A 22,512-nucleotide genomic window follows, 5' to 3' on the forward strand; every position below is an offset into this window, starting at 1 on the left:
CTTTTTGACGTTCAGATGCCCAGTTGCCGGGCCGCCAGTTCTTTCATGATCTCTTCAGCGCCGCCGCCGATCATCATCACCTTGACCTCGCGGTACACGCGCTCGCTCACCGTGCCGCGCATGTAACCCATGCCGCCGAGGATCTGCACGGCGGCGTCGGCGCAGAACTGCATGGTTTGCGTGGCGTGGTTTTTCAGCAGACACACGCTCGCCACCCAAGCACTGTGTGCCCCCACGCTACCCTGCTGCGCATGGGTCGCTGCCCCCCAAGGGGGCTGTTCCGCCTTGGGGCGGCCCGGCGGCGGAACGGCCCCTTCGGCAGCGTCAGCCTGGGCGGTGAGGGTGTCCACCCAGGCCTGGGTGGAGCCGATGCGCATCTGCATGTCCATCAACCTGTGGCGGATCACCTGGCGCTCGATCAGCGGCGCGCCAAAGGTCTGGCGCTGGCGCGCCCAGGCCAGCGCTTCGTCCCAGCAAGCCTGGGCAAAACCCAGCGCCATGGCCGACATCGCGAGCCGCTCGCCGTTGAAGTTGCCCATGATGATGCGAAAGCCCGCACCCTCCTCGCCCAGCAGGCAGCGCGCCGGCACACGCACACCGTCGAAGCGCAGTTGCGCGGTGTCGGAGCAGTGCCAGCCCATCTTCTGCAGCGGGCTGCACGAGAGGCCCGCGGCATCGCCCGGCACCAAGATCATGGAGATGCCGCTGGCGCCCTTGCTCGCCAAATCTGTTCGGACGGCGAGCGTGATCCAGTCGGCGCGCATGCCGGAGGTGATGAACACCTTTTCGCCGTGAATCACGTAGTCGCCGCCGTCGCGCCGCGCGGTGCAGCGCAGGCTGGCCACGTCGGAGCCGCCGCCGGGCTCGGTGATGGCCAGTGCCGCGATCCGCTCGCCGCGCAAGACCGGGGGAACCACCTCGGCCTGCAGCTCGGGCGAGCCGTGGGCCAGCACCGGCGGCAGGCCGATGTTGAGGGAGAACAGGCTGGCCATCACGCCGCCGCTGCCGCCGTGCCGTGCCAGCGTTTGCGAGAGCGCGTTGCGCGCGCGCCAGGGGGCGGGCGTGCCGCCCAGGTGCTCGGGGTAGCCCAGGCCGAGCAGGCCCAGCGCGGCGGCCTGCCGGTAGAGCGCGCGCGGGAACTCGCCCGCCGCGTCCCACGCGTCGACGTGCGGGCGCACCTGTTCGGTGGCGAAGCGGCGAACGGTGTCTTTCAGGGCCTCGATGTCGGCGTCGGTGAAGCCGTGATCTGTGGCGTTCATGCAGTGGCGCCCGCTTCGACCGCGAAGCCGATGAGCATTTGGCCGGGCGCGAGCTGCTGGCCCACGGACACGGCGACGCGCTCGATCACCCCGTCGCGCGGCGCGGTGAGCGTGTGCTCCAGCTTCATGGATTCGATCACCAGCAGCGGATCACCGCGCCGCACCGCCTGGCCCGGCGCGGCGTGCACGGTCACCAGCTTGCCGTTGAAGGGCGCCCGCAGCTCGCGCGCGGTGGCGGCTCCGCCGGCGCTTTCACGCGGCGCGAAGCTGCGGTCTTCGCGTTGCAGCTCGAAGCCGCCCTCGGGGCCATCCAGCTGCACCTGCCACTGGCCCGGGGCGGGCAGGCGCACCGCGCGGGCACGCCAGTGGTACCCGTCGAGGGTGATGCGGCGTTGTCCGCCGGGTGCGGCGCTGAGGGTGGCGTGGTGCACCTGCCCACGGGTCTCCAGCACGACGGCGCCCTGGCCGGTTTCGCGCACGCTGGCGGCCCACACCGTCGGAGCCGGTTGCTGCGGATCGCTGAGACACACGCCACGCGCGAACGGCGACGGCAGGGCCATCGCGGGCAGGCGCTCGGCGAAGGCGATGGCGAGCGCGGCCACGGCGTCGGCAGCGGGCGTGGCCCGCAGGCCGGCCCGCAGCGCGTCGCCGTGCTCGGCGAGGAACGGGATCGTGGCCTCGCCCGCGCGGAACACGGGGTGGCGCAGGCAAGCCGCGAGAAAGGCGCGGTTGGTGGGCAGGCCCAGCACGGCGGTGGCGTCCAGCGCCTGGGCCAGCCGGTCCATCGCCTCGGCCCGCGTGGGCGCGTGGGCGATCAGCTTGCCCAGCATGGCGTCGTAGTGCGGGCTGACCCCGGTGCCGGTCTCCAGCGCGTGGTCAAAGCGCAGGCCGGGGCCGCGCAGGTCCGGCTCGCTGAAATGCGCCACGCGGCCGGTGTGCGGGGTGAAGTGTTGATCTTCGGCGCAGAGGCGCACCTCGATGGCGTGGCCGTTCAACCGCACCTGGTCCTGCGTGAGCGGCAGGGGTTCACCGCGCGCCACGCGGATCTGCCACTCGACCAGGTCGAGCCCGGTGAGCATTTCCGTCACCGGATGCTCGACCTGCAAGCGGGTGTTCATCTCCATGAGGAAAAAGCGCCCCCACGCTCCACCGCTGCGCGGGTCGCTGCCCCCCGAGGGGGCTGTTTCGCCTTGGGGCGGCCCGGCGGCGAAACGGTCCTGCTCCCCCTCCAGCAAAAACTCCACCGTGCCCGCCCCCACGTACCCGGCCCCTTGCGCCAACGCCACCGCGCAGCGGCCGAGCTCGGCGCGCAAGGCTGGCGACACCGCGGGACTGGGCGATTCTTCGACGATCTTCTGGTGGCGGCGCTGCACCGAGCAGTCGCGTTCACCGAGGTGGATGCAGTGGCCGTGCGCGTCGGCAAACACCTGCACCTCGACGTGGCGCGGGTTGAGCAGGGCGCGCTCGATCAGCAGGTCGCCGTGGCCAAAGCCGGACAGCGCCTCGGAGCGCGCGCCCTGCAGCGCGGGCAGCAGCTGCTCCGCGCTGTGCACCAGGCGCATGCCGCGCCCGCCGCCACCGGCCACGGCCTTGACCATGAGCGGGAAGCCGATGCGTTGCGCCTCGGCGGCGAAGGTCGCGTCGGATTGGTCCGCGCCGAAGTGGCCGGGCAGCACCGGCACACCATGCTGCAGGGCCACGGCCTTGGCGGCGGACTTGCTGCCCAGCGCGTGGATCGCGGCGGGCGGCGGACCGACCCAGGTGAGGCCCGCGTCGATCACGGCCTGGGCGAACCCGGCGTTTTCGCTCAGGAAACCGTAGCCCGGGTGCACCGCGTCGGCACCGGTGGCTTGCGCGGCGGCGATCAGCTTGTCCACGCGCAGGTAGCTGTCGGCCGAGGCTGTGCCGCCGAGCGCCACCGCCGTGGTGGCCTCGCGCACGTGCAGGGCGTCGCGGTCGGCGTCGGAAAACACCGCCACGGTCGCGATGCCCATGCGGTGCGCGGTGCGGATGATGCGACGGGCGATCTCCCCCCGGTTGGCGATCAGCAGCGTCTTCATCGCGCCGCGTTGTTCTTGACCCAGGGCGCGATCTGCTTGCGGGCGAAGGCCTGCAGGCCGGTCGAGGCCTCATTGCCACGCAGGGCCGAGGCAAAGGCGATGGCGGCTTCGTCGCGCAGGTCGGGCAGGCCGCGCAGGCGCTGCAGGAGGCGTTTGGTGGCCGCCGTGGCGCCGGGCGCGGCCCGGCTGAACTTCAGCAGCGTGTCGTGCAAGGCATCCTCCATCTCGCCGTCGGCGACCACGTGATTCACGAGCCCGATGTCGCGCGCCTCGGCCGCCCGGTAGTGGCGCCCCGAGAGCAGGCACTCGCGCGCCGCGCGATCGCCCAGGCGCTGCCAGACGAAGGGCGCGATCTGCGCCGGCGGCAGACCCAGCGTGACCTCGGGTGTGGCGAACACCGAGCACTGCGTGGCCAGCACGACGTCGGCGCAGCAGGCCAGACCGAAGCCTCCACCCATGGCCGGGCCGTCCACCGCGGCGATCAGCAACTGGGGCAACTCGGTGAGCGCGTGCAACACGTCGCCGAACCCCCGGTTGACGGCGATCAGCGGATCGGTCTCGCCGGGCGGCAGCAGCTGGCCGATGGCGCTGGCGAAACCACCCAGGCTGCCACCCGCGCAGAAGGCGCCCTCGGCGCCCGTGAGCACCACCGTGCGCAAGCCCTTGTCTTCTTTCGCGCGCAGGCAGGCCTCGAACAGCGCCAGCACCATGCTTTCGGACAAGGCGTTGCGCGAGGCCGGTTCGTTGAGCGTCCAGCGCTCGGTATCCCCTTGTCGGATCACCAGAAAATTGTTCATGATCAGCTCCCTTCTTTGAAAAAAGTGTCTGGGCCCAGGCTCCGGCTTCGGCGGCCGGATGGCGGCGCCCTCCAGGGGTCAGCCGCGTCAGCGGCGCACGGGGGCTTTCAGCACCCCCATGGTTTTCGCGAGGATACCGAGCATGACCTCGTCGGCGCCACCACCAATCGACGCGAGGCGACCGTCTCGGAACATGCGCGAGACCTTGTTGTCCCAGGTGTAGCCCATGCCGCCCCAGAACTGCAGGCAGGTGTCGGGCACCAGGCGGTTGAGCCGTCCCGCTTTCAGCTTGGCCATAGTCGCCCACTCGGTCACGTCCTCGCCGGCCAGGTAGTGCTCGCAGGCCATGTAGGTCAGCGCGCGCAGGCTCTCCACCTCGGTCTTGAGCTCGGCCAGCTTGAACTGCACCCACTGCTGGTCGGCCAGCGCGGCGCCGAAGAGCTGACGGTCTTGCGCGTAGTCCACCGTCCACTGGATGCAGTTGGTCAGGCTCTGCAGGCAGCTCGCCGCGCACCACAGGCGCTCTTCCTGAAACTGCTGCATCTGGTAGATGAAGCCCGAGCCTTCGGCGCCGATGCGGTAGCGCTGCGGCACCCGCACCTCGTCGAAAAACAGCAGCCCGGTGTCGCTGCTGTTCATGCCGATCTTCTTGATCTTCTGGCCGACCTCGAAGCCCTTGACGGTCTTGCCGTTCTCGCGCAGCGGCACCATGACCAGGCTCTTGTTCTTGTGCGCGGGGCCGTCGCTGGTGTTGACCAGCATGCACATCCAGTCGGCCTGCAGGCTGTTGGTGATCCACATTTTTTGCCCGCTGATCACGTAGTCGTCGCCGTCCTTGCGCGCCACGGTCTTGATGGCCGACACGTCGCTGCCCGCGCCCGGTTCGCTCACGCCGATGCAGCCCACCGCGTCGCCCGCGATGGCGGGCGCCAGGAACTGCGCCTTCAGCTCTTCGCTGCCGAAACGCGCCAGCGCGGGCGTGGCCATGTCGGTCTGCACGCCGATGGCCATGGGCACGCCGCCGCAGTGGATGTGGCCCAGGGTTTCGGCCATGGCCACACTGTAGGAATAGTCCAGCCCCATGCCGCCGTGCGCCTCGGGCTTGGTCAGGCCCAGCAGACCCAGGTTGCCCATCTGCTTGAAGACCTCGTGCGCCGGGAAGATCTCGGCCGCCTCCCACTCGTCCACATGGGGGTTGATCTGCTCGTCGATGAAACGTTTGAGGGTCTTCTGGATTTCGCGGTGTTCGTGGGTGAACTGCATGTTGTGTCTCCTGTCTTTTGTGGTCTGGTGTGGGTCACATGCGCGCGACACCGAACTGCATAGGGCGAGGCTGCCGCTGCGCCGCCTCCGCCACGGTGTCGAGGCAGAAGCTCAGCACCGCGCGCGTGTCGCGTGGGTCGATCACGCCGTCGTCGAGCACCAGACCGCTGGTGCTGAAGGCGTCGGCCTGCGATTCGAACTTCTGCACGATGGCGTCGTACTGCGTCTTCATCTGCGCCTGCACCTCGGGCGTGTCGGTGGCGATGCCTTTGCGCGCCAAACCTGCCTCGGCCACGATCTGCATGGTCCTGGCAGCCTGCTCGCCGCCCATCACCGCCGTGCGCGCGTTGGGCCAGGTGAAGAGGAACCGCGGCGCGTAGCCGCGCCCACACATGCCGTAGTTGCCCGCGCCGAACGAGGCCCCGCACTGGAGGGTGATCTGCGGCACCGTCGCGTTGGTCACGGCCTGGATCATCTTGCTGCCGTGTTTGATCATGCCGGCCTGCTCGCTGTCCTTGCCGACCATGTAGCCGGTGGTGTTCTGCAGGTAGACGATGGGGTGGCCAAGCTGGCACATCCACTGGATGAAGTGCGTGGCCTTGTTGGCGCCGGCCACGTCGATGGGGCCGTTGTTGCTGATGAGACCGACCGCGTGGCCGCCGACGTGCGCCTGGGCGCAGACCGTGGCGGCGCCGTAGAGCGGCTTGAATTCGAGGATGTCGGAGGCGTCGGTGATGCGCAGCATGACTTCGCGCATGTCGACCGGCTCGCGGTGGTGCGGGGGCATGAGGGCGAGCAGGTCGTCGGCGGGGAAGGTGGGAGCGGGGGCACCCTCACCCCTGCCCTCTCCCGCCAGCGGGAGAGGGAGTGAACGCCCCTGCTCTGCTGAGAAGCTGTCTGGCCCCCTCGCCCGCGCGCGGGCGAGGGTCGGGGTGGGGGCCCGCGCATCCCACCCCAGTTGCCCCACCACCGCCCGAGCCAGACCCAGCGCCTCCCGGTCGTCCTCCGCCAGGTATTCCCCCAGCCCGGACACGCCGGTGTGCATCTCCGCCCCGCCCAGCTCCTCTTCGCTCGCCACCTCGCCGGTCGCTGCCATGAGCAGCGGCGGACCGGCGAGGAAGGCGCGCGAGCGGCCTCGCACCATGATCACCACGTCGGAGAGCCCCGGCATGTAGGCGCCACCCGCCGTGCCCGAGCCGTGCTGCACCGTGATCACCGGCAGGCCCGCGGCCGAGAGCCGCGCGAGGTTGCGGAACAGGCCGCCACCGAGCACGAAGCCCTCGACCTGGTACTTCATGAGGTTCGCGCCCGCGCTCTCGACCAGGTGCACGAAGGGCAGCTTGTTCTCCAATGCGATCTCCTGCACGCGCAGGATCTTCTCCAGACCGCGAGGCTGGATGGCACCGGCCTCGATGCCCGAGTCGCTCGCGACCACCATGCAGCGCACGCCGCTGATGAAGCCGATGCCGGCCAGCATGCCTCCGCCGGGCACCGACTTCTCCGGGTCCTTCGTGTCCTGCAGGAAGCCGGCGAGCGAACACAGCGGCAACCAGGGCGCACCGGGGTCCAGCAGCAGGCCGATGCGTTCGCGCGGCAGCAGCTGGCCACGCTTGTGGAACACCGGCGCGGACCGGGCCGAGGCCTGCGCTGCGCGGTCTTCGAGGGCGCGCAGCTGGGCGATGCGCGCCAGCATGGCGTCGCGGCGCTGCGCGGCCTGGGCGCTGTGGGGGTTGAAGGTGCTTTGAAAACTCATGGCTGGAACACCTGCGGCGTCACGTACCGGTGGAAACCGTCAAACGGCTTCACCGCGTCGCGTTGCTGCACCTCGTCGGGCGCCGCCACCGGGCCCCAGCCCATGCGCACCTGCGGCCGAGCGCCGTCCACCCGCAGCACGGTGCCGCTGATGAAGCTCGCGGCCGGCGAGAGCAGGAACACAATGGCGGCCGAGGTCTCGGCCTCGTTGCCGAAGCGGCCCAGCGGCACGGTCTGGCGCATCTCGCGCAGCATCGGCCCGGCCTCTGCGGGATAGTGGTCCATGCCACTGGAGGCGATGTAGCCGGGGGCCACCGCGTTCACGCGAACGCCGCTTTTCGCCCACTCCATCGCGGCGGTCTCGGTGAAGCTGACCATGCCCGCGCGCGCCGCGCCGCTGTGGCCCATGCCCGGCATGGAGCCCCAGAAGTCGGCCACGATGTTGACCACCGAGCCGCCGTGCGCCGCCATGCTCTGCAGGTAACACTCGCGCGCCACCAGGAAGCCGCCGGTGAGGTTGGTGTCGATCACCGCCTGCCAGCCCTTGGCGCTGATCTTTTCCAGCGGTGTCATGTACTGGCCGCCCGCGTTGTTGACCAGCGCGTCGATGCGGCCGTGCGCGCGCACCGCGTCGGCCACCATGGCCTTCACGCCCTCTTCGTGGCGGATGTCGCAGACGTGGAAGCTCGCGCGGCCACCGTCCTCGGCGATCTCGACCGCGGTCGCCTGCAGCTTGTCGGGGTTGCGCCCCACCAGCACCACCATCGCGCCCAGGCTGGCGAGCTCGTGCGCGGTGCAGCGGCCGATGCCCGAGCCGCCACCGGTCACCATCACCACGCGCCCCGCGAACAAACCGTCGCGAAAGGCCGACCGATATGACTCGCTCATGCCAGCTCCTTTAGAAACAGTTGCAACGCGGCCTCAGTGAGGTCATCGAGCGAGGCACTGCGGCGCGGGTCGTACCACTGCACCGACCAGTTGAGCGCGCCGAAAATCATCAACCGAGACAGCGCGGGGTCGCCCTGCAGCTCGCCGCTGCCCTGCAGCGCCTGCAGCACCGGCACCCACACCGCCTCGTAGGCGTCTTTCAGGCGCTTGACCTCGATGCGCTCGGTCTCCGACAGCGAACGCCACTCGTAGAGCATCACCGGGATGAAGTCGCTGTCGGGCCCGAGCAGCACCTCGAAGTGGTTGCGCACCAGCACCCGCAGCGCCTCGCGCGCCGTCAGGGCCTGGCCGCGCTTGAGTGGCGCCGTGGCGCGCTGCATCGCTTCGGCCTGGCGCGCCGCGGCGCTCACCATGCCCTCCTGCATCACGGCCGCGAGCAGGGCTTCCTTGTTGTCGAAGTGGTAGAACGGCGAACCCGAGCGCATGCCGGCGGCGGTGGCGATGTCGCGCGTGCTGGTGGCGGCAAAACCCTGGGTGCGGAACAGGCGCGCGGCGGCCCGCAGCAGGTCTTGGCGGCGGTTGCCGTCGTCGCGCTCGTCGGCGGTTTTTCGGGGGCGCCCGCGGGCGCGGCGCGGCGCTTCGGCCAGCGGATGGGGAGGCAAGGCATCGCTCATGGGCGATGACCTTATCAGCGCCTGGTATTTTTAGCAAGCATTTGCTTTGTGAAAATAAAACCGCCTGTCACCAGACGGACACCGGCCCCGCCCCGCTCACTGGGGCGCGCTCACCCGCCAGACCACGTTGCCCACGTCGTCGGCCACCAGCAGCGCCCCCCGCGCGTCCAGCGCCACGCCCACCGGCCGACCGAAGGCCTCGCCGTCGGCGCTGAGGAATCCGCCCAGCACCTCGCGCGCCGGCCCCGAGGGCTGACCCCCGCTGAACGGCACGTGCACCACCGTGTAGCCGCTGTGCGGGCGGCGGTTCCACGAACCGTGTTGCCCGATGAACATGCCGTGGGTGAAGGGCCGGGGCAGCCGGCTGCCGACGGACGACGCGAGCCCCAGGGGTGCCACGTGGGGCCCGAGCGCAAAGTCGGGCACCACGGCCGTGGCCACCCGGTCGGGCGCAGGCGGCGTGACGCGCGTGTCCACCCGCTGGCCGTAGTAGCTGTAGGGCCAGCCGTAGAAGGCGCCGTCGCGCACCGAGGTGAGGTAGTCGGGCACCAGGTCGCTGCCGAGTTCGTCGCGCTCGTTGACCACGGCCCAGAGCGTGCGGCCGCTGGCGTCCCAGGCCAGGCCGACCGGGTTGCGCAGGCCCGAAGCGAACACGCGGTGGGCGCCGCTGCGCAGGTCCACCTCCCAGACCGCGGCCCGGCCGGCTTCGGCCGCCATGCCGTTCTCGCCGATGTTGCTGTTGGACCCGACGCCCACGTAGAGGCGCTGGCCGTCCGGGCTGGCGAGCAGGCTCTTGGTCCAGTGGTGGTTGATCGGTCCGCCGGGCAGGTCCAGCAGCTTCGTGCCGGTGGCGCTGAGGGTGGTGTCCCCCCGGCGGTAGGGGAACGCCAGCACCGCGTCGGCGTTGGCCACGAACAGGCGCTCGCCCACCAGCGCCATGCCGAAGGGCGAGTTCAGACCGCTGAGCAGCACCGAGCGTTCATCGGCCACGCCATCGCCATCGGTGTCGCGCAGCAGGGTGATGCGGTTGGCGCTCGGCACGGCCGCGCCCGCGCGCTGCATCACCAGGCCCATCACCAGCCCTTTGATCCAGGCCGTGATGCCTTTGGGTCCATCCGCCTTGGGTGGTGCATTGCTTTCGGCCACCAGCACGTCGCCGTTGGGCAGCACCAGCAGCCAGCGCGGGTGGTCCAGGTCGCGGGCGAAGGCCTGCACCTGCAGGCCCGGTGCCGGGGTCGGCATGGTGTCGGCCGGCCAGCCCCGCGCCGGCGCGATGTTGACCGTGGGAATCAGCGCCCGGCTGGGCGTCGGAAGCGCGGGGTTGTTGCCCGAGCCCTCGGCGACGGTGAAGCGGGCTGGCTCGGCGCAGCCGCCCAGCGCCAGCAGCGCGGCGGTGCCTGTCGCTGCCCAGGCTGCGCGGGCCGCGGAAATCGTGTAGGTCATGGCGCGTCTCCGGGTTCGTCTTCTCAAGGGACCGATGGCGGGGATGGCGCGTGGTGACGCCACTGAAATCGCAATGTCCCATCCGAGGGGGTGCCCGTCGGTGCGGTAGCGAACCTCGAGCGGTGTGGAGTGTTCGTCAGCAGACAGACGCTGACCGCACGGCTGACAACACTGCGGTTTTCCAACGCACGAAAGGCCGCGCCATGAAGACCGTCGAGACCCACGACAAGACCCGCCTCTACGTCAAGGACTGGGGCGAGGGGCCGCCCGTGATCCTGATCCACGGCTGGCCGCTCTCGGCCGACAGCTGGGACGACCAGGCCATGGCCATCGCCGAAGCGGGGCACCGCGTGATCGCCTACGACCGGCGCGGCTTCGGCCGCTCCACCCAGCCCTGGAGCGGCTACGACTACGACACCCTGGCCGACGACCTCGCGGCGGTGATCCAGCAGAGCGGCGCCGAGAACGCAACCCTGATCGGCTTCTCGATGGGCGGCGGCGAGGTGGCGCGCTACATGGCGCGCCATGGCGGGCAATCGGTGGCGAAGTGCGCGCTGATCTCGTCCATCCTGCCCTTCCGCCTGAAGACCGGCGACAACCCTGGCGGCACCGAACAGGCGGCCTTCGACCAGACGGCCGAAGCCCTGAGCGCCGACCGCGCCCTGTTTTTCACCGGCTTCTTCAAGACCTTCTTCGGCGAGGACTCGGCAGAACGCCCTGTGAGCGATGAACTGCTCGAATGGGCCCGCGGCATCGCCCTGCAGGCCAGCCTGAAGGCGACCATCGCGTGCATGCGATCGTTCTCGTCCACCGACTTCAGGCCCGACATGGCGGCCTTCACGGTGCCCACGCTGCTGATCCACGGCACCGCCGACAAGACCGTGCCGATCGCCGCCTCCAGCCGGGTCGCCGCGCAGCGCATCGCCAACAGCACGCTGATCGAATACGACAGCGCACCCCACGGCCTGTTCGCCACGGACAAGGAGCGCCTGAACGGCGACCTGCTGGCGTTCCTGAGGCGCCCGGCCTGACCGGATTCAGAAGAGCCGCCGGCCCAGGAAGAAGGGCTGCAACCTCTCGGCTGCAGCCCTTCATTCATTCAGCGAAACGGATTCAGATTTTGCCGTCCGAATACGGCGTCACACCGTAGTAGTCGTGGATTGCCTTGTTCCAGGTCGCATCGGCCATGTCGGGCCACTGGTCCTTGTCGAAGCCAGGCGCGTTTTCAAGGCGGTCCTTGGACACGTCCAGCACGAAGCGCTTGTTGTCGGTGTCGAGCGTCAGCGCGCTCCATGGCACGGCAAACAGCTTGTCGCCCATGCCCAGGAAACCGCCGTACGACAACACCGCGTAGGCGACGCGTCCGTTGCTCATGTCGAGCATGATTTCCTTGATGTCGCCCAGGTCTTCGCCCTGCCGGTTGAAGACGTCGTTGCCGTCGAGCGTGTTCGCGCCCATCAGTCCGGGGCCGGGGCCGCCGTCGGCCCGGATCTTGTACATGCCGTAGGTGTCTTGCTCTTGGTAATTCATGGTGAATCCTTTGTAACGCCAGCACGACCGCTGGTGTGTGCAGGGGGCACACCACCCGGTGCTGGAGCCCCACCATAAACAGCGCCCCGGCAATGGTCTGTGCAGCAGCGCACATCCCGCGCAAGGCCGATCCCGCCTACGCCTCCAGCACGCCCTCGATGTACAGCTTGCGCACCAGCACCATCGCCACCACCATCAGTGGCGACGCCAGGATCACGCCCGGCAAACCGAACAGCAGGCCAAAGATGACCGCCGCCGTGATGCCCAGCACCGGCGGCAGCTCCACCGCCCAGCGCTGCACCAGCGGCATCAGCAGGTTGCCCTCGATCTGCTGGATCAGCACACACAGACCCGCCACGTACAGCGCCTTCTCGGGCCCCTGCATGAAGGCCAGCAGCACCGCCAGCACGCCCGAGGCGATCGGGCCGAAAAACGGAATGAAGGCCAGCGCGCCGGCCAGCAAACCCAGCGTGAGCGCCAGCGGCAGGCCCAGCAAGGCCAGCCCGATGGCCGTGGACGTGCCGACGAACAGCATCGAAATGCCCTGCCCCAGCAGCCAGCGCGACAGCGCGTGCCCGCTGGCTAGCATGGCGTCGTCCACGCGACCTCGGTAGAGCCGGGGCACCAGCCGCACCAGGCCCTCGCGGTACAGCACGGGGTCGCCCGCCAGGTAGGCGCCCACCACCAGCACCAGGCCCACGCCACCCACGGCGCTCAGGGTCTGCGTGGCGGCGATGGCCAGGCTGGACCACGGCACATCGTCCGCGTTCGTGCCGCGCCACACCTTCCACAACGCCGCGCCGATCGCGCGCTCCCGGGCCCAGTTCGTGATCACGGACAGCGCCGCCGGCAGCTTGCGCGACAGGTCGTCCACTTGCGCCAGCAGGCGGTCGCCCACCAGCCACGACACCAGGGTGATCACCACCACCGCCAGCGCGATCGCCGCCCCCACCGCCAGCCTCGGCGACAGCCGCAGGTAACGCTCCAGCGGCTGGGCCAGGGCACGCAGGGCCACCGCGACGATGACCGCCCCGAAGAGCATCAGCAGCAGGTCCGACAGGCGAAACGCCAGCAGCACCAGCACGCCGAGAAACAGGAGCAAGGCCATCGGGCGGATGTAGCCCCAGCGCGCGGGCGTGACGGGTGCGGAAGCGGGGGCAGGCAAAGCGGCGTGCGCAAGGGTCATGGGGGTCCTTCACCGAGGTCTGCGGACGCCCGCCATGCGCGGCCACACGGCCGGGATCAGGCGCCCAGACCCGGTGTTGCCGCAGTGTGGCGCGCAGGCCACCCGCCGTCTGTCTGGCAGCGCACCTTGCGCAGGGTCCTGTGGCTCAGTCGCCGAAACCGAACAGCCGGCGCGGCGTGTCCCAGAGAATGGCGTGGCGGTCGGCGTCGTCGGGCACCTGCTGCGTCAGCAGGTCCAGCAGCGGGCCGTAGTCCACCCGCGACGGCGCGCGCAGGAACGGCCAGTCCGACGCCCACACCAGGGCTTGCGGGGTGTAGGCCTCGACCAGGGCCTGCACAAAAGGGCGCAGGTCGTCATGGGGATGGGCCTGCTGCGACACCTTGACACCGCCCGAGAGCTTGACGCAGGCGCGGCCGGTGGCGGCCAGCGACAGCAGCGCCGCAAAACCGGCCTGGCCCACGCCGGCGACCGGGGCCGGGCGGCCCAGGTGGTCGAACAGCAGGCGCGCGCCGCTCTCGCGCAGCAGCGGCAGCAACGGCACGAGCTGGTCGTCCTGCACCTGCACCTGCGCCCACAGACCGAGCTCGCGCAGGCGCTGCAGCAGGGGCCCGGTGTCGCGGTAGAAGTCCACGCCGAGCAGCGCCACGTTGAACGCGATGCCCACCACGCCCGCCGCCTTCAGGTCTTGCAGCTCGGTGCGGCTGGCGTCGTTGCGCACCACGGCCACGCCCTTGTAGCGGCCCTGGCTGCGCGAGATGGTGTCCAGCAGGCAACGGTTGTCCAGCCCGTAACCCGAGTTGGGGCCGACCAGCAGCGCGTGGCGCACGCCATGGGCGTCGAGCAGATGGCCGAGCTGCCCGGGTGTGCCGGTTTCCGCGGGCACGGGCGTGTACCAGGCGTCGGGTGCATAGGGGAAACGCACCGGGTCAAACACGTGCACGTGGCAGTCGATCAGCGCAGGGGTCGTGGCGGAGGTGTTCATGCGCTCACCCTATCACCGACGCAGGTTCGGCAAACCTCTCGCGGCCGATGCCACCGCAGGGCGCACACTCCGAATTCCAGGTCACAACCAGAGGCGCCCATGGGAGCGCCCTGTTGTTTTCAAGCCAGCGAATACACTGTAAAAACCAGAACAATCATCATTGAATATCTGCTTTTTAAAGTGCATCGGTGCCTGTATCTTGTCACCTCTTTCTTTGTCCACTCGTTGGAGACTTCCATGAAAAAACTGCTTTCCCTGCTGGCCGTCGTTCTGACGCTCGGCCTGACCACCGTGGCCATGGACGCTGAAGCCAAGCGCCTGGGCGGCGGCAAGTCGCTCGGCATGCAACGACAGTCGGCGCCGCCGGCCAAGGCGCCCGACGCCACCCCCAACGCCGCGCCCGCCGCGGGTGCCGCTGCCGGCGCCGCCGCCGCACCCAAGCGCAACTGGATGGGCCCGATCGCCGGTCTCGCCGCCGGCCTGGGCCTCGCCGCCCTGGCCTCGCACCTGGGCTTCGGTGAAGGCCTGGCCAACATGCTGATGATCGGCCTGCTGCTGATGGTCGCGTTCGCCGCCTTCCGCTTCTTCATGGCCAAACGCGCCGCCTCGCAAGGCGGTGGCGGAGGCTTGGCAGGAGCGGCCGCTGGCGCCGGCAACGCGGGCAACAACGCCTTCCGCATGCCCACGACCCCGGCCAGCAACGGCAGCACCGGCTTCAGCCAGGGCGGCTCCATGATCGGCGCCAACCTGCAGCAGCCCGCCAGCCGCATCCCGGCCGACTTCGACGTGCCCGCCTTCGTGCGCAACGCCAAGGTCAACTTCATCCGCCTGCAGGCTTCGAACGACGCCGGCAACCTCGACGACATCCGCACCTTCACCACGCCGGAAATGTTCGCCGAGATCCAGATGGACATCCGCGAGCGCAACGGCGCCACGCAGGAAACCCGGGTGCTCGACCTCGAAGCCGACGTGCGCGAAGTGGTGGAAGAAGACAACCGCTACATCGTCAGCGTGCACTTCACCGGCCGCGTGCAGGAAGACGGCGGCGCGCCCGAAGACATCAACGAAACCTGGCACATGACCAAGCCCGTCCAGGGCAGCGGTGGTTGGGTATTGGCAGGTGTGCAACAAAGCTAACCCCCCGCGCCGCTTCGCGTCACCCCCCTGAGGGGGGCAATGCGAGCGGCCCGGCAAAGCCGGTTCCGCCGCATTCCCGGCGTCAGTCACGCGCTTCGCATATGGATTGGGTTGAACCAAATCCCTTCAGATTGTTCTCACGGAGAACTCCTCTTGCCCCGGCCGAAAGCCGGGGCTTTTTTTTGCCTGGACTTTTCCGGAGTACATGTCTCGAACCACGAGAGCAACGGGCGACCATCAACGCCCTCTCCGGCGAACGTGCCCGAACCCAGAATGCGGCGGAACCGGCTTTGCCGGGCCGCTCGCATTGCCCCCCTCAGGGGGGTGACGCGAAGCGGCGCGGGGGGGGGTCACAAGCCATATCGGCGCAAGCGCGCCGCTATGGCGGAGTGCGACACCCCCAGCCGCTCCGCCAGCTTGCGCGTGCTCGGGTACTGCGGCAGCAGGCGCTGCAGCAGCGAGCGCTCGAAACCCGCCACCGCGTCGTCGAGGCTGCTGACCTCGTCGCTGAGCGCGGGGCTGGCGCTGACGTCGGCGCCGGCCAGCTCCAGGGCGGCGGTGTCGATCACCGGGGCTTCGTTGAGCGTGACCGCGCGGAAGATCACGTTCTGCAGCTGGCGCACATTGCCCAGCCAGCGGTTGGCCAACAGCGCTTCGCCGGCCGCGCGACTCAGGCGCGCCTTGGGCCGGCCGGTCTGCGCGCAGGCGCGCTCCAGGAACACCTGCGCCAGCGGCAGGATGTCTTCGGTGCGGTCGCGCAGCGGCGGCAGGTTGAGCTGAAGCACGTCGAGGCGGAACAGCAAATCCTGCCGGAAGGCGCCGGTGGACACCATGTCTTCGAGCGAGCGGTGGGTCGCGCTGATGATGCGCACGTTCACCTTCAGGTCGCGCTCGCCGCCCACGCGCCGGAAGCTGCCGTCGTTCAGGAAACGCAGCAGCTTGGCCTGCAGGTAGGGCGACATTTCGCCCACCTCGTCGAGGAACAGCGTGCCCCCGTCGGTCAGCTCCAGCAGGCCGGGGCGGCCGTTGCGCAGCGCGCCGGTGAACGCGCCGGGCGCGTAGCCGAACAGCTCGCTCTCGGCCAGGCTCTCGGGCAGGGCCGCGCAGTTGAGCGCAAAAAACGGCTGGTCGCGGCGCGGGCTTCCGGCGTGGCAGGCGTGGGCCACCAGCTCCTTGCCAGTGCCGGTTTCGCCGCGGATCAGCAGCGGCGCATCGACCTGCGCCATTCGCGCCGCGCGCTGCTTGAGCTGGCGGATCGCGGGCGACTGGCCGAGGATGGCCTCGAAGCCACCCGCGCTGTAGTTCTGCAGCGCGCTGATGCGCTCGCCCAGGCGCTGCGGCGCGTGCAGCGTGAGCACCGCGCCGGCCACGCTGCCGCCCGGTTCAAACAGCGCCACCGTCTCCATCAGGAAGCGCTGCCCGCCCACCTGCACCTCGCTCACCGGCAGCCGGTAGGCCTGCGCGATCAGCGCTTCCACCAGCTGTGCATCGCCCGTCAGGTCTTTCAGTGAGCGCCCACTCAGCTGAGCCTCCGCCACGCCACACGCCGCCACCGCCGCCGCGTTGGCCAGCACCACGGCCCCGCGCGCGTCGACCGCGAGCACCGGGTCAGTCTGCGAGGCGAGCAGCGCGTCAAGGTAGAGGCGCCGCCGCGCGCCGGGCAGCATCTCCAGCTCGTCCACCGACAGCACGCCCGCCACCCGCAGCAGCTCGGCCTGCAAGGCCGCGAGGTCCAGCGCACCGAGCGCGGGCGCTTCTATATAGATGTGGGGCGGCTCGACCTCGACCGCCGACACGCTGAGCGCCCGGCTGGCGAGCTGGGCCAGGATTTCCTGGGCGATACCGACCCGGTCGGTGAAATGGACGTCGATGCGCATGGTGAATCCGTCACGTTTTCATGCCATTGTATGGATTTCAATACAACCGCCAGCGACCTTTGTTTCATAACGGTTTTCCGGGGTTGTGCGACGGATCGCCAACAAGTCGTATCGAATTCAATACAAATCGACCCTCCACCCCGCCCTCACGCACGGAAAAAGCCTTGTCAAATCAAGCACTTGCCGGGTGCAGGCCGGTGGCACAGGCCTTGCAATCCGCAGCCCAGGCCCCGACCGCAGCGCACCCGCGCCGCAGGGCTTCCAACCGAGAGCAACAACATGCGGGTTCTGATTCTGGGCAGCGGCGTCATCGGCACCACGATGGCCTATTACCTGGCGCGCGACGGCCACGAGGTCGAGGTGATCGACCGCCAGCCCGGTCCCGCGCTGGAAACCAGCTACGCCAACGCCGGCGAGGTCTCGCCCGGCTATTCGGCGCCCTGGGCCGGCCCGGGCGTGCCGCGCAAGGCCATCACCTGGCTGCTCATGCACCACAGCCCGCTGGTGATCAAGCCCATGCTCGACCCGGCCATGTGGCGCTGGGGCCTGTCGATGCTGCGCAACTGCACCGAAGCGCGCTACCAGGTCAACAAGGGCCGCATGGTGCGCCTGGCCGAATACAGCCGCGACTGCCTCAAAGAACTGCGCGCCGAGATCGGCATTGAGTACGACCACCGCGAGCAAGGCACGCTGCAGCTCTTTCGCACGCAGAAGCAGCTCGACGGCACGGCCAAGGACATCGACATCCTCAAGGAATACGGCGTGCCCTACCAGGTGCTCGACCGCGCCGGCTACCTGCAATATGAACCCGCGCTGGCCGACGTGAAAGAGAAGTTCGTGGGCGCGCTGCGCCTGCCCGGCGACGAAACCGGCGACTGCTTCAAGTTCACCAACGATCTGGCCGAGAAGGCCCAGGCGCTGGGCGTGAAGTTCCACTTCGGCGTCGCCATCGAATCGCTGGAGCGCGAAGGCAAGCGCATCACCGGCGTGCGCACGGCCAAGGGCCTGATGAAAGCCGACCGCTACGTGCTCGCGCTCGGCAGCTACTCGACCGCCATGCTCGCACCGCTGGGCATCCGCATCCCGGTCTACCCGGTCAAGGGCTTCTCGATCACGGTGCCGATCACCGACGCCAGCAAGGCGCCCGAATCGACCATCATGGACGAGACCCACAAGGTCGCCGTCACGCGCCTGGGCGACCGCATCCGCGTCGGCGGCACGGCGCAGCTCTCGGGCTTCGACCTGCAACTGAACGAAGGCCGCCGCAAGACGCTGGAGTTCGTCGTCACCGACCTCTTCCCCCAAGGCGGCGACGTGGGCAAGGCCGAGTTCTGGACCGGCCTGCGCCCCATGACGCCCGACGGCACGCCCATCCTCGGCGCCTGCCGCTACGACAACCTGCTGCTCTCCACCGGCCACGGCACGCTCGGCTGGACCATGGCCGCCGGCACGGGCCGCGTCATGGCCGACCTGATCAGCGGCCGCACACCCGAGATCAGCATGGAAGGGCTGAGCGTCGCGCGCTACGGCTGAGCGCCGTTCAACACTCCCCCGAACGGGGGATGTTGCGGGCGGGCGGGCGGCGTACAAATGGACGCCGTGGCGCCTGCGCCCGCGTCCGTCGGGCAGCGTCCTCATGGGAGACCACCGTGAGCACCCGTTCCACCGCCCAGCACACCTCCTCGGGCGCGGCCACCGCCAGCCAGCCCCCGCGCACCACCGCCCCCTCAGCGCCCGCCAGGAAAAAGCCGGCCAGGCCCCGCCCCAAGCGCCCATGGCTGACCGCCCACCAGTTTGATGCCCGGCCCGACCGGCTCGACTTCCGCGACCTGCACTACGAGCCGCCGCTGCGCTCCCTGCCGCCCCACTTCCCCACCACCGCGCACCTCGCGCAGGCCGTGCCTTCGTACGTCGCGGCCCAGCTGGTGCTGGACCAGGGGCGCGAGGGCGCCTGCACCGGCTTTGGCCTCGCCGCGGTGGTCAACTACCTGATGTGGCTGCGCGAGCTCGGCCAGCCCGGCGCCAACCACGCGGTCCGGGTCAGCCCCCACATGCTCTACGAGCTCGCCCGCCGCTACGACGAGTGGGAAGGCGAGCACTACGAAGGCTCCTCGTGCCGCGGCGCGCTCAAGGGCTTTCACAAACACGGCGTCTGCCAGGAACGCTACTGGCCCAGGAGCGGTCACGGCGCCCGCGCCGAAACGGAATGGGACGTGGACGCGCTCCGGCACCCGCTGGGCGTCTACTACCGCATCAACAAGAGCTCGGTGGTCGAGATGCAATCGGCCATCGCCGACATCGGCGCCATCTACGTCAGTGCCCAGGTGCACGACGGCTGGGACCGCGTCGCCCCACTCAAGAAAGCGCCGGGTTCCCACGACGAAGCCGATCTGCCGACCATCCCCGAGCGCCAGGGCGCCGAACTTGGCGGTCACGCCTTTGCCCTGGTCGGCTACAACGACCGCGGCTTCATCGTGCAGAACTCCTGGGGCGGGCGCTGGGGCGCGGCGGGGTTCGCCGTGATGCCCTACAGCGACTGGGTGCAATACGGCACCGACGCCTGGGCGATGGGCATGGGCGTCCCCCAGCGCCACGAGGTGTCGCCCGAGCGCATCGCCGCGCAGCGCTGGCCGAACCGCAGCGCGCGCTTGCTGAGCCAGGCGAGCCGCCAATGCCAGAACCCCGACAACCCGCGGGACGACCCCTGGCCGATCGACCGCGAGTTCGATCACAAGCCCTACCAGCCCTGGTCCACCGCCAAGGCCTACGAGCACACGCTGGTGACCGGCAACAACGGCCATGTCGAGCTCACCGACCTCACCGCCGGCATCGACGGCGATGTCGCGCGCTTCGTGCAGGCCCAGGTGGACCGGGCCCTGGGGTTCTTCCAGACCCAGCCGCAGGCCCACTTCATGGTCTATGCCCACGGTGGCCTCAACAGCGAAGCCGAGTCCATCGACCGCATCCGGGTGCTGGCCCCGTACTTCGAGGCCAACGGTGTCTACCCGCTGTTCCTGACCTGGCGCACCGGCCCGCTGGAAACCCTGAGGCACACGCTGGAGGACAAGCTGCGCCAGGCCTTCGGCATCGACGACGAGCGCTCGCGCGGCATGCTGGCGAGCCTGGGCGAGGCGCGCGACCGCAGCGTCGAGGCGATCGCGGGCAAGGCCTTCAAAGGCCTGTGGAGCGAGATGCGGCAGAACGCCCGGCTCGCCGCGCTGAAAGGCCGGGGCAGCCACCTGCTGGCCGAGGCGCTCGCGGCGCTGCAGACCCAGCTCGGCCACCAGCCCCTGCGGCTGCACCTCGTGGGCCACTCCGCGGGCTCCATCGTGCTGGGCCACCTGGTCGAGCGGCTCGCGGCCAGCCAGGTCAAGGCCAGCAGCTGCTCGCTGTACGCCCCCGCCTGCACCGTCGCCTTTGCCAACGAGAAATACCTGAAAACGGGCGCGCCGGTGATCCAGCCCCGGCAGATGCACCTGCACGTCCTCACGGACCGGCAGGAGAAAGACGACGACATGGTCCAGCTCGGCCCCGTCACGCTTTACGGCAAATCGCTGCTCTACCTCGTGAGCCGGGCGCTGGACGACGCGCGCAAGATGCCCCTGCTCGGCATGGAGCGCGCCCACGACCCCCAGCACTTCAACGACGACCAGTGGGCGAGCAGCCAGCTCGCATCGCTCGCGCAGTGGCACGCGGCCTTCCCCGCCGCCCACCTCCACCCGGTGCCCACGCCCTACATCCGGGTCAACAAACAAGGCAAGACCGAGCGGGCCACCCACGGCTCGTTCGACAACAACATCGACGTGATCGAGGCGACCCTGCGCCGCATCACGGGGCGGGCACCGGTGAGCCCGGTCGAGTGGCTGGACTACTGAGGGGCTGAGCGCCCGAACCGAAGGAGCACACCATGAGCGAACCGAGCAAACCAAGTGTCTGGGTCGAACTGCTCAAGTACCCGGTCACCATCTTCTCCCTGCTGCTGGCCCTCCTGGTCGCCCAGTCCATGCTGGGCGTGCAGTTTGGCCAGGTCACCGAGCTCGGCCCGGGCGGCATCAAGTTCGTGCAGCAGGCCAGCGGCGAGATCGCCAACCTCGACGGCAAGCTCAACGGCGCACTGGCCGAAATCGAGGCGCTGAAAAAGGCGGCGCCCACCGTGACCACGGCGGCTTCCACCGAGACCCAGGCCGTGGTGTTCGCGGCCTCACAGACCGTGTCGGACCAGACCGCCCAGTTCGCCAGCGTGGCCCGCGAGGTGGCGCCCAGCGGCCCCTCGGCCCGCAAGGGATACATCTGGATCGGTGACTACAAGGGCGACTGGGGCAAGACCATGCTCGGCACCGGCAGCGACGACACCCCCGTCCGGGGCAAGCCCGAAGCGCTCCCGCTGGGCGCCACCTACACCGCGCTGGGCAACATGGTGGTGCGCGACGGCCTGCCCTCCAACGACGCGGAGTATTTCCGCGCCCGCAGCAGCCTGGGCGTGATCCCCAAAGGCACCCCGCTCAGACTGCTCGGCACCCCTGTCGCGATCGACCGCGAGTACGCCGTCCAGTACTGGGCCCAGATCGAGTGGAAATGAACCCCCGAAGCAGCGGCGCCATGAGCGCCGACCTGCCGCTGGCGAGGGGCTCAGGGGTTGGCCAGGGTCAGGCCGTCGCACACGAACTCGACCCATTCCACCGCCACCTCGTCATCGCCGACGGCGCCATCGCCGCGGGTGACCCGGGTGGGCCAGGCGTTGGTCAGCGTCCACACCATCGTCGGGCGGCCGGTCTCGTCGAGCTGGCTCACCCTGACCAGCTTGCGCTGGATCGTGGTCGCCGTGATCTGACCGAACCAGTCCCACAACGTGCTGTTGGCCTTGACCACGCCCTTCTTCAGGGTGACGTTGCCGGCCTTCTTCAGCCCGGGCATCGTGAACGGCGAGAACACCTCGCTGTTGCCGCCGGCACGGTGTGTGATGGACCGCGCCTCGGCATCCAGCCCCAAGGCCTCCTGGAACCGCATCTCTTCCGCGTCCCACTGGACCCGGAAGGGGAACCGGGGCCGGGTCCACGGGTTGCGTGACTGGGGGGAGCCATCGTCTGCCATGCGCCATCTCCAGGGGAAAGACTGCGGTGTGCCGATCGCGCGGGGCTGGGCCTGGTGACGGCTGGCGCGCCTGCTGCGGGAAGGCGGGCGTGCTCGGTGGAGGAAGGATACGCCGTTCAAATGGCGTCGCCAAGACTGATGCGCATCGCCGGCGTCCGGCATGTCAGGTGTTTGGCGGCGAGTGAGACTCGCGGTGGGAACAAAGTGCTATTCGACGGTTTTTGGCCAGCGACCATCGCCCTGTCCGTAAATCCGCCGCTCAACGTTTGACATGAGGGGCGACCAAGAGCGACAGCTCTTGGTCGCCCCTAGCGATGGAAGGGTTGGGCGTCATTGTGCTTGGGTGCCTGCCTCTGCAACCTGACGACATATGGCAGCAAACGTAGCAGCCGGCTCTGAGGCCTGCGCGATTGAGCGACCAATGACCAGGTGCGTGGAGCCGGCTCGAACAGCTTCGGCGGGGCTAGAAGTGCGTGCTTGGTCGTTCTTGGAATCGGAGGGCAGCTGGGTACCAGGTGTGACGATGAGCATTGACTGTGGCAACACCTTTCGAAGGAGCTCAGCTTCTTGCGG

Annotated in this window: 19 protein-coding genes; 5 read left to right on the plus strand and 14 right to left on the minus strand. The window is 69.4% G+C overall.

The window, feature by feature from the left end; all coding sequences use genetic code 11:
- Positions 1 to 11: 11 nt before the first annotated feature.
- The 8 genes from IM738_RS18260 to IM738_RS18295 all read right to left on the minus strand — a co-directional run bounded on the left by IM738_RS18260 (position 12) and on the right by IM738_RS18295 (position 10,136).
- Positions 12 to 1,259: an acyl-CoA dehydrogenase family protein gene (locus tag IM738_RS18260; protein ID WP_236962473.1), complete on the minus strand. Its 1,248-nt coding sequence runs from the start codon at positions 1,257 to 1,259 to the stop codon at positions 12 to 14.
- Positions 1,256 to 3,319, minus strand: a complete 2,064-nt coding sequence (locus tag IM738_RS18265; protein ID WP_236962474.1) for an acetyl/propionyl/methylcrotonyl-CoA carboxylase subunit alpha — start codon at positions 3,317 to 3,319, stop codon at positions 1,256 to 1,258. The genes IM738_RS18260 and IM738_RS18265 overlap by 4 nt, the downstream gene beginning before the upstream one ends.
- A complete protein-coding gene (locus tag IM738_RS18270; RefSeq protein ID WP_236962475.1) occupies positions 3,316 to 4,116 on the minus strand; it encodes an enoyl-CoA hydratase/isomerase family protein in 801 nt (266 codons plus the stop codon). The genes IM738_RS18265 and IM738_RS18270 overlap by 4 nt, the downstream gene beginning before the upstream one ends.
- Positions 4,117 to 4,203: 87 nt before the next feature.
- Complete coding sequence (locus IM738_RS18275; protein ID WP_236962476.1) at positions 4,204 to 5,379, minus strand: acyl-CoA dehydrogenase family protein; 1,176 nt, start codon at positions 5,377 to 5,379, stop codon at positions 4,204 to 4,206.
- A 34-nt stretch (positions 5,380 to 5,413) separates the two neighbouring features.
- The gene (locus tag IM738_RS18280; RefSeq protein ID WP_236962477.1) at positions 5,414 to 7,132 is read right to left on the minus strand and encodes an acyl-CoA carboxylase subunit beta; all 1,719 of its coding nucleotides are present in this window, start codon (positions 7,130 to 7,132) and stop codon (positions 5,414 to 5,416) included.
- Positions 7,129 to 8,019: an SDR family oxidoreductase gene (locus IM738_RS18285; protein WP_236962478.1), complete on the minus strand. Its 891-nt coding sequence runs from the start codon at positions 8,017 to 8,019 to the stop codon at positions 7,129 to 7,131. Before IM738_RS18285 ends, IM738_RS18280 begins: the two co-directional genes overlap by 4 nt.
- Complete coding sequence (locus tag IM738_RS18290; RefSeq protein ID WP_236962479.1) at positions 8,016 to 8,693, minus strand: TetR/AcrR family transcriptional regulator; 678 nt, start codon at positions 8,691 to 8,693, stop codon at positions 8,016 to 8,018. The genes IM738_RS18285 and IM738_RS18290 overlap by 4 nt, the downstream gene beginning before the upstream one ends.
- Before the next feature lie 96 nt (positions 8,694 to 8,789).
- Positions 8,790 to 10,136, minus strand: coding sequence for a PQQ-dependent sugar dehydrogenase (locus tag IM738_RS18295; protein ID WP_236962480.1), 1,347 nt, complete (start codon positions 10,134 to 10,136; stop codon positions 8,790 to 8,792).
- A 203-nt stretch (positions 10,137 to 10,339) separates the two neighbouring features.
- On the opposite strand from IM738_RS18295, the gene IM738_RS18300 reads away from it, so the two are divergent.
- The gene (locus tag IM738_RS18300) at positions 10,340 to 11,167 is read left to right on the plus strand and encodes an alpha/beta fold hydrolase (protein WP_236962481.1); all 828 of its coding nucleotides are present in this window, start codon (positions 10,340 to 10,342) and stop codon (positions 11,165 to 11,167) included.
- A gap of 82 nt (positions 11,168 to 11,249) precedes the next feature.
- Here the strand turns inward: IM738_RS18300 and IM738_RS18305 are convergent, their stop codons facing one another.
- The 3 genes from IM738_RS18305 to IM738_RS18315 form a co-directional block, all read right to left on the minus strand.
- Positions 11,250 to 11,666, minus strand: coding sequence for a PRC-barrel domain-containing protein (locus IM738_RS18305; protein WP_236962482.1), 417 nt, complete (start codon positions 11,664 to 11,666; stop codon positions 11,250 to 11,252).
- A 136-nt stretch (positions 11,667 to 11,802) separates the two neighbouring features.
- Positions 11,803 to 12,852 carry an AI-2E family transporter gene (locus tag IM738_RS18310; protein ID WP_236962483.1) on the minus strand — a complete coding sequence of 350 codons (1,050 nt, stop codon included), beginning with the start codon at positions 12,850 to 12,852 and terminating at the stop codon, positions 11,803 to 11,805.
- Positions 12,853 to 12,997: 145 nt separating this feature from the next.
- Positions 12,998 to 13,834 carry an amidohydrolase family protein gene (locus tag IM738_RS18315; protein WP_236962484.1) on the minus strand — a complete coding sequence of 279 codons (837 nt, stop codon included), beginning with the start codon at positions 13,832 to 13,834 and terminating at the stop codon, positions 12,998 to 13,000.
- A 237-nt stretch (positions 13,835 to 14,071) separates the two neighbouring features.
- Between IM738_RS18315 and IM738_RS18320 the strand changes: the two genes are divergently transcribed.
- Positions 14,072 to 14,971: a Tim44 domain-containing protein gene (locus IM738_RS18320; protein ID WP_236962485.1), complete on the plus strand. Its 900-nt coding sequence runs from the start codon at positions 14,072 to 14,074 to the stop codon at positions 14,969 to 14,971.
- Positions 14,972 to 15,321: 350 nt separating this feature from the next.
- On the opposite strand, the gene IM738_RS18325 is transcribed toward IM738_RS18320, so the two are convergent.
- A complete protein-coding gene (locus tag IM738_RS18325; RefSeq protein ID WP_236962486.1) occupies positions 15,322 to 16,848 on the minus strand; it encodes a sigma 54-interacting transcriptional regulator in 1,527 nt (508 codons plus the stop codon).
- A 279-nt stretch (positions 16,849 to 17,127) separates the two neighbouring features.
- Between IM738_RS18325 and IM738_RS18330 the strand changes: the two genes are divergently transcribed.
- The 3 genes from IM738_RS18330 (at position 17,128) to IM738_RS18340 (ending at position 21,427) form a co-directional block, all read left to right on the plus strand.
- Positions 17,128 to 18,381, plus strand: coding sequence for a D-amino acid dehydrogenase (locus IM738_RS18330; protein WP_236962487.1), 1,254 nt, complete (start codon positions 17,128 to 17,130; stop codon positions 18,379 to 18,381).
- Between the two features lie 116 nt (positions 18,382 to 18,497).
- On the plus strand, positions 18,498 to 20,723 hold the full coding sequence (locus IM738_RS18335; protein ID WP_236962488.1) for a C1 family peptidase: 2,226 nt from the start codon (positions 18,498 to 18,500) through the stop codon (positions 20,721 to 20,723).
- A gap of 32 nt (positions 20,724 to 20,755) precedes the next feature.
- Positions 20,756 to 21,427, plus strand: coding sequence for a hypothetical protein (locus IM738_RS18340; protein ID WP_236962489.1), 672 nt, complete (start codon positions 20,756 to 20,758; stop codon positions 21,425 to 21,427).
- Between the two features lie 50 nt (positions 21,428 to 21,477).
- Here IM738_RS18340 and IM738_RS18345 read toward each other — a convergent pair whose 3' ends face one another.
- A complete protein-coding gene (locus IM738_RS18345) occupies positions 21,478 to 21,939 on the minus strand; it encodes a phage tail protein (RefSeq protein WP_236962490.1) in 462 nt (153 codons plus the stop codon).
- 330 nt (positions 21,940 to 22,269) lie between these two features.
- Positions 22,270 to 22,470, minus strand: a complete 201-nt coding sequence (locus IM738_RS18350; protein ID WP_236966355.1) for an orotidine 5'-phosphate decarboxylase / HUMPS family protein — start codon at positions 22,468 to 22,470, stop codon at positions 22,270 to 22,272.
- Between the last annotated feature and the right edge of the window lie 42 nt (positions 22,471 to 22,512).

The sequence above is a fragment of the Hydrogenophaga sp. SL48 genome (assembly GCF_021729865.1).
In the GTDB taxonomy this organism is placed as follows: Bacteria; Pseudomonadota; Gammaproteobacteria; order Burkholderiales; family Burkholderiaceae_C; genus Hydrogenophaga.

Excerpts from the sequence above, each read along its gene's own strand:
- IM738_RS18260 (WP_236962473.1), bottom strand. The coding sequence starts at position 1,259 with ATGAACGCCACAGATCACGGCTTCACCGACGCCGACATCGAGGCCCTG.
- IM738_RS18265 (WP_236962474.1), bottom strand. The coding sequence starts at position 3,319 with ATGAAGACGCTGCTGATCGCCAACCGGGGGGAGATCGCCCGTCGCATC.
- IM738_RS18270 (WP_236962475.1), bottom strand. The coding sequence starts at position 4,116 with ATGAACAATTTTCTGGTGATCCGACAAGGGGATACCGAGCGCTGGACG.
- IM738_RS18275 (WP_236962476.1), bottom strand. The coding sequence starts at position 5,379 with ATGCAGTTCACCCACGAACACCGCGAAATCCAGAAGACCCTCAAACGT.
- IM738_RS18280 (WP_236962477.1), bottom strand. The coding sequence starts at position 7,132 with ATGAGTTTTCAAAGCACCTTCAACCCCCACAGCGCCCAGGCCGCGCAG.
- IM738_RS18285 (WP_236962478.1), bottom strand. The coding sequence starts at position 8,019 with ATGAGCGAGTCATATCGGTCGGCCTTTCGCGACGGTTTGTTCGCGGGG.
- IM738_RS18290 (WP_236962479.1), bottom strand. The coding sequence starts at position 8,693 with ATGAGCGATGCCTTGCCTCCCCATCCGCTGGCCGAAGCGCCGCGCCGC.
- IM738_RS18295 (WP_236962480.1), bottom strand. The coding sequence starts at position 10,136 with ATGACCTACACGATTTCCGCGGCCCGCGCAGCCTGGGCAGCGACAGGC.
- IM738_RS18300 (WP_236962481.1), top strand. The coding sequence starts at position 10,340 with ATGAAGACCGTCGAGACCCACGACAAGACCCGCCTCTACGTCAAGGAC.
- IM738_RS18305 (WP_236962482.1), bottom strand. The coding sequence starts at position 11,666 with ATGAATTACCAAGAGCAAGACACCTACGGCATGTACAAGATCCGGGCC.
- IM738_RS18310 (WP_236962483.1), bottom strand. The coding sequence starts at position 12,852 with ATGACCCTTGCGCACGCCGCTTTGCCTGCCCCCGCTTCCGCACCCGTC.
- IM738_RS18315 (WP_236962484.1), bottom strand. The coding sequence starts at position 13,834 with ATGAACACCTCCGCCACGACCCCTGCGCTGATCGACTGCCACGTGCAC.
- IM738_RS18320 (WP_236962485.1), top strand. The coding sequence starts at position 14,072 with ATGAAAAAACTGCTTTCCCTGCTGGCCGTCGTTCTGACGCTCGGCCTG.
- IM738_RS18325 (WP_236962486.1), bottom strand. The coding sequence starts at position 16,848 with ATGCGCATCGACGTCCATTTCACCGACCGGGTCGGTATCGCCCAGGAA.
- IM738_RS18330 (WP_236962487.1), top strand. The coding sequence starts at position 17,128 with ATGCGGGTTCTGATTCTGGGCAGCGGCGTCATCGGCACCACGATGGCC.
- IM738_RS18340 (WP_236962489.1), top strand. The coding sequence starts at position 20,756 with ATGAGCGAACCGAGCAAACCAAGTGTCTGGGTCGAACTGCTCAAGTAC.
- IM738_RS18345 (WP_236962490.1), bottom strand. The coding sequence starts at position 21,939 with ATGGCAGACGATGGCTCCCCCCAGTCACGCAACCCGTGGACCCGGCCC.
- IM738_RS18350 (WP_236966355.1), bottom strand. The coding sequence starts at position 22,470 with ATGCTCATCGTCACACCTGGTACCCAGCTGCCCTCCGATTCCAAGAAC.